Genomic DNA, 11,864 nt, shown 5'->3' on the forward strand with positions numbered 1-11,864 from the left:
CACAAGCGGGGGCGCGGTATCATTTTGTCGCAATCGTCTTGCGCGAACATGAACCGGCGGCCCTTGCTACTGTACGCATCGTCGCGAAGTCGTTGCGGGCCATGGCGCGATGCGCAAATGGCGACAAAGCAGTCACACGAACGGCAAAAATGCCGCCAAGGCTTCCATTTTCGCGGAGTCGTGGCTATGTCGCGCGCCGATGACACACCAGAACAATGGAAACTGATCGCCAATGGCGAAAGAAGAACTCCTCGAAATGCGCGGCCGCGTGGTCGAACTTCTCCCCAACGCGATGTTCCGCGTCGAGCTGGAGAACGGCCACGAAATCCTCGGCCACACCGCAGGCAAGATGCGCAAGAACCGCATTCGCGTGCTGGTCGGCGACGAAGTGCTCTGCGAGCTGACCCCCTACGATCTCACCAAGGGTCGCATCACCTACCGCTTCATGCCGGGCCGTGGCGGCCCTGGCCAGTTCGGGTCCTGACCTGACTGCGGCAGATTTGTCGGCGGGGCATGGCGCCCCCCGACTCGTTCTCGCTTCCGCCAGCCCGCGACGCCGCGAACTGCTCTCCCGCATCGGGATGAGCGACTTCACGGTGGAAGCTGCAGACATCGACGAGACTGCGCATCCCCGCGAGGTGCCGCGCGATTACGCCCGGCGCATGGCGCGGGAAAAGGCGCTTGCGCTGCCTCCCGGCGATGCTTTCGTGCTGGCTGGCGACACCGTAGTCGCCTGCGGCCGCCGCGTGCTGCCCAAGGCCGAAGATGAGAAGACCGCGCGCGAATGTCTCGCGTTGCTTTCGGGCAGGCGGCACCGCGTCCTCTCCGCCATCGCCCTGCGCGCGCCCGGCGGCACCCTGCACGAGCGGCTGAACGAGACGATCGTGCGCTTCAAGCAATTGTCCAAAGACGAGGTTGAAGCCTACATCGCCGGCGGCGAGTGGGAGGGCAAGGCCGGTGGCTATGCCATCCAGGGCAGCGCCGAAGGCCTCATCGCGTGGATTTCCGGCAGCCACTCGGGCGTCGTCGGCCTCCCCCTGTTCGAGACGCGCGCCCTGCTGAAGGGCGCAGGCTTCCCCATTGGCTGAATGGCTGGTCGAAGAGGGGATCGGCGAAACCCGCGCGATTCTCGTCGATAACGGCCATGTCCTTGCCGCAAGGCTGGAATGGCCGGGCCGGCTGACCGCCGGTGAAGTCGCTGACGCAGTGCTGGTATCGCGCCGCGCCGGAGCCTCACGCGGAACGGTTCGCTTCGATTCGGGCGAGGAGGCGTTCGTCGACGGTTTGCCCAAATCCGCCAGCGAAGGCGCGCGCCAGCGGGTGCTCGTCACCCGCGCAGCGATGGCCGAGACCGGCCGCTACAAACTGGCCCAGACCCGCGCCAGCGATCTTGCCCCTCGCCCTGCTCCCACCCTTGCCGAATCGCTGCGTGGCGGCGGACTGCCGGTCAGGAAGGTCCGCCGCTTTCCCGACGATCCCTGGCCCGAGATCGTGGCCGAAGCGCTTGACGGCGTGATCGCCTTCGAGGGCGGATCGCTGGTGGTGACGCCGACCCCGGCGATGACGCTGATCGATATCGACGGCATCCTGCCGCTCGCCGCGCTGGCATTGGCCGCCGTGCCCGCGATCGCCGACGCGGTCGGGCGGCTCGACCTTGCCGGCTCCATAGGCATCGACTTCCCCTCGCTGGAGCGCAAGGACGACCGCCGCGCGGTGGACGAGGCTCTGGCCGAAGCGCTCGACCACTGGCCGCACCAGCGCACGGCGGTGAACGGCTTCGGCTTCGTGCAACTCGTCGCGCGGCTGGAACGCCCCTCCATCCCGCAGCGGGTGCGTGCCGCCCCCGTCGCCGCCGCCGCGCGCCTGCTTATGCGCAGCGCCGAGCATGTCGCCGAACCGGGCGCGCTGCTACTCACCGCGCACCCGGCCGTGCGCGCCGCGACGAGCGAGGAATGGCTCGCCGACCTCGCGCGGCGCACCGGGCGCACGATCCGCTGGCAGGAGGAGCGCACGCTTGCGCTGGCCGCCGGATTCGCGCAGGCGGTGCCGCTATGACCCTCTCCGAACGCAAATGCCCAATCTGCCGCAAACCCCGCGCCGCCGAGTTCACGCCGTTCTGCTCCAAGCAGTGCCGCGACCGTGACCTGCTGAAGTGGTTGGACGACGGCTACGCCCTGCCCGGGCAGCCCCACGATCCCGAGGACTTCGTCGGGCAGGAAAAAAACAATCCACAGGACGATTGAAATTTCTTCGTCATTTAGGGCTTGCCAAGGTCGGCCACCTTCTTCATAGGCCCGCCCACACCGCTCGCCGGTCTCTTCCAGAGGCCGCCGCCGAACGAGTGCCCGAGTAGCTCAGTTGGTAGAGCATGCGACTGAAAATCGCAGTGTCGGTGGTTCGAATCCGCCCTCGGGCACCATTTCCTTTCCTTTGGTGTCGCACCCGAAATCTAACGTCATTGCGGACATCCGTGATGGATTTCAGCATGTCCTGCCGGATTGTAATGCGGCTTTGATCTTTAGTCGCAAATTGTCGCATCTGCGAAATGGGCGCTTGCTCGCGCACCGTTTTGCTGAATAGGACAGGGCAACATCCAACAAGGCGCGCGACTTGAACAGCTTCCCCCCTTATGCCCTTCGCCGGCCCTCCGGTTGGCGCTGGCCGCTCCTGCCTGTTGCCGCCCTCGCGCTTGCCGGAGTGTCGCTAGCGGCATGCTCCGGTGAGTCGTCAAAGGGCCAGCAGCAGCGCACTGCCGAAGTCGGCTACATCGTCGCGCAGACCAGCAGCGTCCCCCTCTCGGCAACGCTCAGCGGCCGTACGGTCGCCTTCGAGACGTCCGAGGTGCGCCCGCAGGTAACCGGCGTCATCAAGCGCCGCTTCTTTACCGAGGGCAGCACGGTCAAGGCAGGCCAACCCCTGTTCGAGATCGACCCCAGCCTCTACCGTGCGGCAGTCAACCAGGCGCAGGCCAACCTCGCCAGCGCCCGCGCCACGGCGGATGCCGCATCGGTCAAAGCGGAGCGCTATCGCCCGCTCGCCGATATGGAAGCGGTCGCCAAGCAGGACTATACCGACGCCCTGGCGGCATCTCGCACGGCGAAGGCTGCCATTGCGCAGAACGCCGCCACGCTTGATACGGCCAAGATCAACCTGCGCTTCACCACCGTCCCCGCACCGATCAGCGGGAAGATCGGACGTCAGTTGTTCACCGTCGGCGCCCTCGTCAGTGCCACGCAGGCCGATCCGCTCGCGGTGATCCAGCGCATGGATCCGATCTACGTCGACATGCAGCAGTCCGCCGCAGAATTGACGAGTCTGCGCCAGCGTCTCGCGGCGGGGGGCGTCACCCCCGGCAGCACCGAGGTCCACCTCATGCTGGACGGCGGCATCCGCTATCCGCAGGCGGGCACCGTGCAGTTCTCCGAAGTCACGGTCGATCAGACCACCGGCACCGTCACCCTGCGCGCCCGCTTCCCGAACCCGGACGGCCTGCTGCTGCCCGGCATGTTCGTGACGGCGATGTTCGATCAGGCATCGGACCCCAATGCGTTCCTGATCCCGCAGAACGCGGTCCAGCGCGACTTCGACGGCAGTGCCTACGTCATGCTGGTCGGCGCCGACAACAAGGCTACGCGCCGCAAGGTCACCGCCGATCGCACCTACAACGAGTTCGCGGTCGTCACCGGCGGTCTCAAGAAGGGCGACAAGGTCATCATCCAAGGCCTCAACGGCCTGCGTCAGGGCGCTCCGATCAAGCCGGTTGTCAGCACGGCCCCCCAAAAGGTTGAGCCGCGCAAGGAAGGCCAAGGCGCAGAGACAGCGCAATCCGGCCACAAGCGCGGCTAACGGTTCATGTCCCGCATATTCATCGATCGCCCGATCTTCGCCTGGGTTCTGGCGATCATCGTGATGCTCACCGGTCTCGGTGCGCTGAACTTCCTGCCGAACGAGCAATACCCCGACATCGCGCCTACGCAGGTGAACATCCGCGCCACTTATCAAGGCGCGTCGGCGCAAACGATCGAGAACTCGGTGACGCAGATCATCGAGCAGCAGCTGACCGGCATCGACGGGCTGCTCTACTTCAGCTCCGAGTCGAGCAACCGCGGCCAGGCGACCATCAGCGCCACTTTCGCCAAGGGCACCGACCCCGACATCGCGCAGGTCCAGGTCCAGAACAAGGTCCAGTCCGCGATCCCGCGCCTGCCGCAGACCGTGCAGGCGCGCGGCGTCACCGTGACCAAGTCTAACGCCGACCAGCTGCTGCTGGTGGCGGTCTATGACGAGACCGACCAGCGCTCCAACCAGGACGTGTCGGACTATCTTGCCTCGAACATCCAGGACCCGCTCTCGCGCGTCCAAGGCGTGGGCGACGTCAACGTGTTCGGCGCGCCGCACGCCATGCGTATCTGGCTGGACCCGCGCAAGCTCGCCGCCGTGGCGCTCATGCCTAGCGACGTAACGTCCGCGATCACCGCCCAGAACACCGAAGTCGCGGCGGGCGAAATCGGCGGCACGCCTGCGGTCGACGATCAGGCGATCAACGCCGTCGTCACCGCCGGCTCGCGCCTACAGACCGCCGACCAGTTCCGCGCCATCGTGCTCAAGACCAACCCGGACGGCTCGGTCGTCACCATCGGCGATGTCGCACGGGTGGAGATCGGCGCGGACAACTATACCGCAGTCAGCCGGGTCAACGGCCATCCGGGCGCAGGTATCTCCATCTCGCTGGCGCCCGGCGCCGACGCCTTACGTACGGCAGAGGCGGTCAAGGCGAAGATGCAGGACCTATCCGCCGAAATGCCGGACGGTTTGACATACATCTACGGCAGCGACTCCACGACCTTCATCAAGCTCTCGGTCGAGGAGGTCGAGAAGGCACTGTTCGAGGCGATCATCCTCGTCGTCATCGTGATGTTCGTGTTCCTGCAAAGCTGGCGCGCCACGCTGATCCCGGCGATCGCGGTGCCGGTGGTGCTGCTGGGCACTTTCGCGGTGTTCTACGTGATGGGCTTCTCCATCAACACGATGACGCTGTTCGGGCTGGTGCTGGCGATCGGCCTGCTGGTCGATGACGCCATCGTGGTGGTCGAGAACGTCGAGCGCCTGCTGGAAGAGAACCCCGGCATGTCTCCGCGCGATGCCACCATCAAGTCGATGGAGGAAATCCAGGTCGCGCTGGTGGCTATCGCGCTGGTGCTTTCGGCGGTGTTCCTGCCGATGGCCTTCTTCGGCGGCTCGACGGGCGTGATCTACCGCCAGTTTTCGCTGACCATCGTGACCGCGATGGTACTTTCGGTGCTGGTGGCGCTGATCCTCAGCCCGGCGCTGACGGCGACGCTGCTCAAGGCCAAGAAGCCTCACGGTGAGGAAGATCACGAGCCGAACTGGATCGAACGACACCTGCCCTGGCTCGCGCGTGGCTGGGAGAAGTTCCATACCTGGTTCAACCGCAGCTTCGAGCGCGTCACCGATGCCTACGTGCGCAAGGTGGACGTCGTCGTCGCGCACAAGTGGCGCTGGCTCGCGCTGTTCGCGGTTACTTGCGTCGGCACGTTCCTGCTGTTCCAGCGCCTGCCCACCGGCTTCCTGCCGAACGAGGACCAGGGCAACATCAGCGTGCAATGGCGCCTGCCCGCCGGCACCCCGCGCTCGCGCACCGAGCAAGTGCAGCGCGAAATCGAGAAGTACTTCACGACTTACGAGAAGCACAACGTCGCGGGCATGTTCTCCGTCGCGGGCGGCGGGCGCGGTGCATCCGGCCAGAACAGCGGTCAGGGCTTCATCAATCTGACCGACTGGTCGCAGCGTACCGACCCCAAGGACAGCGCCGACGCCATCGTCCAGCGCGCCAGCGCCGCCTTCCGCAGCCTTCGTGACGCGCAGGTCTTCGTGCTGGTGCCGGGCTCCGTTCGCGGCCTCGGCGATTCAGCGGGCTTCACGATGGAATTGCAAAACGCCAGCGGCCTGTCCGACGACAAGTTCATGGCTGCGCGCGAGAAGCTGCTCGCCGCAGCAAGCGCGAACGACCAGCTGTCCGGTGTGCGCCTGAGCAACCTTCCAGACGTCTCGACCCTGAAGATCAACACCGATATTCGTGCCCTAACCGCGTTTGGGCTGACCCCCGGCAACGTCAATTCCACGCTCTCGACGGCATGGGGCGGTACGTATGTCAACGACTTCATCGACAAGGGCCGCGTCAAGCGCGTCTACGTTCAGGGCGACGCGCAGTTCCGCTCGCGCCCGGAAGACCTCGCGCAGTGGTTCGTTCGCGGGTCGGGCGGGCAGATGGCACCTTTCTCCGCCTTCTCCACCGTCGGATGGTCGACGGCGCCGAGTTCGACCTCGCGCTTCAACGGCCTGCCCGCGTACGAATTCTCGGGCAACGCAGGCTCGGGCGTCAGCTCGGGCACCGCGATGAACGTGATGGAGCAGCTGGTCTCGGATATCCCGGGCGTCAGCGTCGCATGGGCCGGTGCCTCGTATCAGGAGCGGCTTTCCTCCGGGCAAGGGCCGATCCTCTACGCCCTGTCGCTGCTCGTCGTGTTCCTGTGCCTTGCGGCGCTCTATGAAAGCTGGTCGATCCCGGTCGCGGTGATCCTCGTCATCCCGCTCGGCCTGCTGGGTGCGATCGCCTTCGTCACGCTGCGCGGGTTGGAGAACGACGTGTACCTGCAGATCGGCCTGCTGACGACGATGGGCCTCGCCGCGAAGAACGCGATCCTCATGATCGAATTCGCGGAGCAAGCCGAGCGCCAGGGCAAGCGCGTCATCGACGCCGCGCTGGAGGCCGCCAAGATCCGCCTGCGTCCGATCCTGATGACCAGCTTCGCCTTCATCTTCGGCGTGCTGCCGCTTGCCATCGCCACCGGCGCGGGCGCCAACAGCCGCGTCGCGATCGGCACGGCGGTGGTCGGCGGCATGCTCACCGCGACGATCCTCGCGATCTTCTATATCCCGCTGTTCTTCGTGCTCGTGCGCCGCAGCGTACGTGACGGCCTAGCCGCGGCACACGAGAAACTGCAGCAGCGCCGCGGGCGCTCGGGAGACGCAGCATGAAGCGCATGAGCATCCGCCTGATGGCGGGCGTCCTGCCTGCCCTCGCCCTTGGCGCCTGTTCGCTGGCCCCCAAGTACGTCCAGCCCGACTTGCCGGTCCCGGCCTCCTGGCCGGTTGGCGACGCCTACCTGCAGCAAAGCGAGGCTTCGCTGCCGGTGGTGTCCTACAAGGACATATTCCGCGATCCTCGCCTGCAGTCGCTCGTCGAGGAGGCACTGGCCAACAACCGCGACTTGCGCGTGGCGGCGGCGAACGTCGCGGCGGCGCGGGCACAAGTGCGCGTAACTCGGGCGAACCAGTTCCCGGCTGTCGGCATCAGCGGCTCCGCCACCGACACCGAGACCGGCGGCGGCTTCGGCCTCAACGGCATGAGCTATTCGGTGCAGGGCGGTATCTCCAGCTTCGAGCTGGACCTGTTCGGCAAGCTCGCCAACGCCACCCGGTCCGACCGCGATACAGCACTGGCGACGGAATCGGCAGCGCGGACGGTTCGCCTTGGCCTCGTCGCCGATCTTGCGCAGGCTTGGGCGACGTATGCCGCCGACACCGACCTGCTCAAGCTGGCGCAGGCTACTGCGGCCAACGCCAAGGATAGCGTGCGGCTGTCGTCCGCCCGCCTCAAGGGCGGCGTCGCCGCGCGCACGGAACTGCGGCAGGCCGAGCAGGTTCTGGAAACCGCCAATGGCGACCTCGCCACGCAGACCGCCGCGCTGGCGCAGGACATCAACGCGATCCGCCTTCTCGTAGGTGCGGAATTCGATCGCGCGCTGCTCCCGACCGGGATCGACGAGGTCAACTCCAGCCTCGGCGAAGTGCCTGCCGGGCTCTCGACGCAAGTATTGCTCCGCCGCCCCGACGTGGTTCAGGCCGAATACCAACTGCGCGCCGCCAATGCCGACATCGGCGTGGCAAGGGCTCAGCTTTTCCCCACGATCTCGCTGAGCGCCCTGATCGGCTTCGCCAGCCAGTCGCTGTCGAGCCTGTTCGACACGGCCTCGCGTACGACGACGCTGGGTGCGGACGGGAGTTGGTCGGTATTCAACGCGGGCGGCCGCAAGGCCAATGTCGAGGTGACCAAAGCCCAGCGCGACGCGGCCCTGGCGACTTACGAAAAGGCAATCCAGACCGCCTTCCGGGAAACCGCCGACGCCCTCGCCGACCAGGGGACGCTCACCGAACGCCTGCGCGCCGCGACCGCCTTCACCAGCGCCGCGCAGGATGCCGCCACTCTCACCGAGGCAAGCTATCGCCGGGGCATCGTCGGCTCGCTAGACAACCTCGTGGCGCAGCGCAGCCTCTATTCCGCGCGGCAGGCGGAGATCGCAGTTCGCCTCACGCAGGCGGGAAACCGGATCGCGCTTTATCGGGTGCTCGGCGGGGATCAGGCAACGGCGCCTGCTCAGCCGTAAAGCGGGACGATCTGCGGCAGTTCGACGGTCGTGCGGATGCCGGGAGCGGCAGCGCAGACCGCCGGGATGGCGTTGATAGGCCGATGCGCGGTCAGTCCGGGGGTGTAGGCTGCGTAGTCCTCCTCCGCGACCGGGAAGGTGATGTCCACCTTGACCGGCGTGTCCCCTTCGGTGGTGACCCGCCAGCCGGACTCGCGCAAGTTCCAGTCGTGTTCGATGTCGGTGGTGGCGTACCAGTTGGCACGGAAGCGCAGGATTGGGCGCCCTTTATGCATGCAGGTGATCGTGGTACGCATTGCGCCCACCGTACCGGCAGGTATCCTGCCTGCCGCGATCTCCACGTCGTGCCTCGCCGCCGACAGTTCGCCGACTGCCTCGATTTCGTCGCAGGGCAATCCTATGGCCTCGGCGATCTGTGAAAGCGAACTGCCGAAGTCGCCCTTGAGATGCTCGGCCCGGTGCTGGTCGAAAGGCGCCATGGGCGCTGCGAAGCCCATGATGTTGAACAGCATGTCGGGCGAATTACGGCTTGATACGTCGCCATATTCGTCGATCGTCAGCAGCCCATGCCCGCGCTGAAGCGACAGCAGCGGGATCGCCAGCGCCTCGGTGACGAAACCGGGGCTCGAACCGGTGGAATGGATCGAGGTTCCACCTGCGGCACAGGCCTCCTCGATCCGGGCACGGTTCCCGGGATCAATCAGCGGCGGGTAATGGAAGTCGCAGCGCGTCGTCACCACATTCTTGCCTGACGCGAGCAATGCACACAGGGCGTCCCAATCGGTCCCCTGCGGCATAAACAGCACGCAGTCGGCATCGAGAGCGACGATCTCGTCCAGAGAGTTGGTCGCCTTGATGCCGGTTTCGGCAAGGCCGCAGAGTTCGCCCGCGTCCTTGCCGACCTTTTCCGCCGAGTTGACCCACAGGCCGACCAGCTCCATTCGGGGATGCTCGATGACCATGCGCAAGGCGCGGCTGCCGACGTTCCCGGTTGCCCACTGGACGACACGCCAAGTCCTGTTTGCGTCTTGCGACATCGCTCTCTCCCTTTTCGCTGCGTTCAGCCTTGTTCCCGCACGTCAGCAAGCGCGCGTGCCGGGGACAATCCCCATGCGGGGACGGCTCGAAGTCAGAACTTCACTCCGAATTCCACGCCGTAAGTCACCGGCTTGCTCCAGTTCGCGCCGATGCCGAAGCTCGAATACTGCGCCTGCGTGAGGTAGCGGCTGTTGGTGACGTTGTCCCCGAAGACCGCGACGTGGAACTTGTCGTCCGGCGCATTCCACTGCGCGCGCAGGGCCAGGGTCTCATAGCCCCCTTGCTTGAACTGCACGCCCGAGGGACCGAAGAAGAAGCTCGACGAGTAGAACAGGTTGCCCGACAACGCGAGTTCCCCGCCGGCCAGGTCCGTCTCGTAGCGCGCGCCGACGAAGCCGGTGAATTCGGGCGTGCGCTGCATCGTCACGTCTTCCAGCGTAGTGGGAACGACGACGAAGGTGATCCCGTTGGCGGCGCAAGTCGCAGCGGTTTCCTCGCCCAGTTCAGAACAGCGCACGTAGACCGGCGCGTTGTTGAACCGCTTGTAGCGCGCATGGACGTAGGACGCGCCAGCGTTGATCTGGAAAGCGGGCGTGACCTGGTAGTGCAGCGCACCCTCCAACCCGTAGATTTCCGAGGTCGCGGCGTTGATGATCTCCGCCGTGCCGGTGCGGTAGATCGACACCTGCAGGTTCTTGTAATCGTAGTAGAACCCCGCCGCCTCGAACGAGAGGCCGCGGTCCTCGTACTTGAAGCCCACTTCGTAGGCGTTGATGTCCTCTGGCTGCACGCGGTTGCAGGTGTAGTTCGTGTCGGGGATCTGGCACGAGCCGCCGACGTCCGAGATCGCCGCCTTGTAGCCCTTCGTGAACGAGGCGTAGATACTCGTCCTGTCGGTCGGCTTGTAGCGCAGCACCACGCGCGGGGTCAGCTTGTTGTTCGAGATGTTCGGCACCGGCATCTCGGTCAGCAGGAACTGCTGGTTCCAGTAGGCATCGACGATCTTATCGATCGAATAGCGCGCGCCCGCGGTCAGGAAAAGCTGCGGCGTGATCTCGTAAGTGGCGTCGAGGAACGCGGCGTAGCTCCTGACCGTGGTGCTCGATCCGCCGAGCCGGATACGCTGGTCAGGCGCGTTTCCGCCGTTGTTGATGTAGGTGATATAGGTGTCGGTGTTCTGGAAGTAGAACAAACCCGCCGTCCACTGCAGCTTTGGCCCCGCCTTGGAGGTGAGCAGCAGTTCCTGGCTCCAGGTCTCGTTGAGGTTGGGCAGGCCAAGCTGGAACAGGTCCAATCCGGAATAGTCGAGGTCCTGCGACATGAACGAGTTTTCGCTGCGGTACTGACTGTAGGAGGTCAGGTCCGCGAAGCCGAGATCGGCGCGGATCGTGCCTTGCACTACGTCGGTATTAGAGCGGAAGACTTCCGGCACCGAACCGCTGGCGATGCGGTTCTTCGCCGTGGTGTAAGTCCCCGGCACTCCACCGAACGGCGCACCGAGCCCGAAATCTGAGGTGTCGAGGCTGGACGCCAGCATGGTCGAGGGATCGTCCACCTGGCCGTGCTTGTAGCGCAGCAGGACGTCCACCGTGTCGGTCAGTTCCGCCTTGAGGCCGAGACGGAACGACCAGTTCTCGTAGTCGCCCACGCGCCGATCATCATTGGAGATGTCGCGCTGCCAACCGTTACCGCGGCGATACTGGCCCTCTAGGCTCAGTGCCACACGGTCGGAAATGACGTAGTTGGTGAAGGCTTCGGCCTTGGCCTCGTTGTAGCGGCCGTAAGTCACGCGACCTTCGAAAGCATTGCCCGAAGTGGACGGCTCGCGAGTGGTGACGAGGATCGCGCCGCCGGTGGTGTTGCGGCCGAACAGCGTGCCTTGCGGCCCTTTCAGCACCTGGATCGAGTTCACGCTGATGAGATCGAAGTCGGCCGCCAGCGGGTTGGGCGAGTAGAACCCGTCGATGTAGATGCCGACATTGCCGCCCCCGCCCGAAGTCGTCACCGCCGTGCCGATGCCGCGAATGGTGGGCTGGAAGAACCCGCCCGCGAAGTCGAAGCGCAGCGCCGGGGTAACCTTGCCGATGTCCGCCAGTTGCTGCACGCTGGCGGTCTTGAGCGCATCGCTAGACAGGTTGGTGATCGAGATCGGCACGTCCACTTGCGCTTCGGCACGGCGCTGCGCGGTGACGATGATCGCGCCCTCGTCCGCTGCGGCGGCATTCTGTGCCTCCTGCGCGTGCACCGAAACCGGCGCCACCACTGCTAATGCGAATATGGACGCGAAAGTCCCTGCTGTCTTCACGATATCCCTCCCATCTGCTTTTGACGCGAGGCTACACGAGGTTGTTACGTGTT

General features: G+C 65.5%; 9 protein-coding genes and 1 tRNA gene. 8 read left to right on the forward strand and 2 right to left on the reverse strand.

Annotation, left to right across the window (positions count from 1 at the left end):
* The first annotated feature begins 232 nt into the window (after positions 1-232).
* The 8 genes from infA (at position 233) to BES08_RS04820 (ending at position 8,468) form a co-directional block, all read left to right on the forward strand.
* Positions 233-484, forward strand: coding sequence for a translation initiation factor IF-1 (infA, locus tag BES08_RS04785; RefSeq protein WP_008832182.1), 252 nt, complete (start codon positions 233-235; stop codon positions 482-484).
* A 16-nt stretch (positions 485-500) separates the two neighbouring features.
* On the forward strand, positions 501-1,088 hold the full coding sequence (locus BES08_RS04790; RefSeq protein WP_036524918.1) for a Maf family protein: 588 nt from the start codon (positions 501-503) through the stop codon (positions 1,086-1,088).
* Positions 1,081-2,055 carry an Rne/Rng family ribonuclease gene (locus BES08_RS04795; RefSeq protein ID WP_008832184.1) on the forward strand — a complete coding sequence of 325 codons (975 nt, stop codon included), beginning with the start codon at positions 1,081-1,083 and terminating at the stop codon, positions 2,053-2,055. Before BES08_RS04790 ends, BES08_RS04795 begins: the two co-directional genes overlap by 8 nt.
* A complete protein-coding gene (locus tag BES08_RS04800) occupies positions 2,052-2,243 on the forward strand; it encodes a DNA gyrase inhibitor YacG (protein WP_008832185.1) in 192 nt (63 codons plus the stop codon). The genes BES08_RS04795 and BES08_RS04800 overlap by 4 nt, the downstream gene beginning before the upstream one ends.
* A 100-nt stretch (positions 2,244-2,343) precedes the next feature.
* Positions 2,344-2,419: transfer RNA gene (locus BES08_RS04805), tRNA-Phe, on the forward strand.
* A gap of 191 nt (positions 2,420-2,610) precedes the next feature.
* Positions 2,611-3,846 carry an efflux RND transporter periplasmic adaptor subunit gene (locus BES08_RS04810; protein ID WP_008832186.1) on the forward strand — a complete coding sequence of 412 codons (1,236 nt, stop codon included), beginning with the start codon at positions 2,611-2,613 and terminating at the stop codon, positions 3,844-3,846.
* A 6-nt stretch (positions 3,847-3,852) separates the two neighbouring features.
* Positions 3,853-7,059 carry a multidrug efflux RND transporter permease subunit gene (locus tag BES08_RS04815; RefSeq protein WP_008832187.1) on the forward strand — a complete coding sequence of 1,069 codons (3,207 nt, stop codon included), beginning with the start codon at positions 3,853-3,855 and terminating at the stop codon, positions 7,057-7,059.
* The gene (locus BES08_RS04820) at positions 7,056-8,468 is read left to right on the forward strand and encodes an efflux transporter outer membrane subunit (RefSeq protein ID WP_069707735.1); all 1,413 of its coding nucleotides are present in this window, start codon (positions 7,056-7,058) and stop codon (positions 8,466-8,468) included. Before BES08_RS04815 ends, BES08_RS04820 begins: the two co-directional genes overlap by 4 nt.
* Here BES08_RS04820 and BES08_RS04825 read toward each other — a convergent pair.
* The gene (locus BES08_RS04825) at positions 8,459-9,505 is read right to left on the reverse strand and encodes an NAD(P)H-dependent amine dehydrogenase family protein (protein ID WP_008833354.1); all 1,047 of its coding nucleotides are present in this window, start codon (positions 9,503-9,505) and stop codon (positions 8,459-8,461) included. The genes BES08_RS04820 and BES08_RS04825 overlap by 10 nt on opposite strands.
* Positions 9,506-9,597: 92 nt before the next feature.
* Entirely contained in the window at positions 9,598-11,811 is a 2,214-nt protein-coding gene (locus tag BES08_RS04830; RefSeq protein ID WP_197524421.1) for a TonB-dependent receptor, read from the reverse strand.
* Between the last annotated feature and the right edge of the window lie 53 nt (positions 11,812-11,864).

The organism is Novosphingobium resinovorum, assembly GCF_001742225.1.
Taxonomy (GTDB): domain Bacteria; phylum Pseudomonadota; class Alphaproteobacteria; order Sphingomonadales; family Sphingomonadaceae; genus Novosphingobium; species Novosphingobium resinovorum_A.

What these genes read in the sequence shown, in the direction of transcription:
- infA (WP_008832182.1), top strand. Translation starts at nt 233, where the DNA reads ATGGCGAAAGAAGAACTCCTCGAAATGCGCGGCCGCGTGGTCGAACTT.
- BES08_RS04800 (WP_008832185.1), top strand. Translation starts at nt 2,052, where the DNA reads ATGACCCTCTCCGAACGCAAATGCCCAATCTGCCGCAAACCCCGCGCC.
- BES08_RS04815 (WP_008832187.1), top strand. Translation starts at nt 3,853, where the DNA reads ATGTCCCGCATATTCATCGATCGCCCGATCTTCGCCTGGGTTCTGGCG.
- BES08_RS04820 (WP_069707735.1), top strand. Translation starts at nt 7,056, where the DNA reads ATGAAGCGCATGAGCATCCGCCTGATGGCGGGCGTCCTGCCTGCCCTC.
- BES08_RS04825 (WP_008833354.1), bottom strand. Translation starts at nt 9,505, where the DNA reads ATGTCGCAAGACGCAAACAGGACTTGGCGTGTCGTCCAGTGGGCAACC.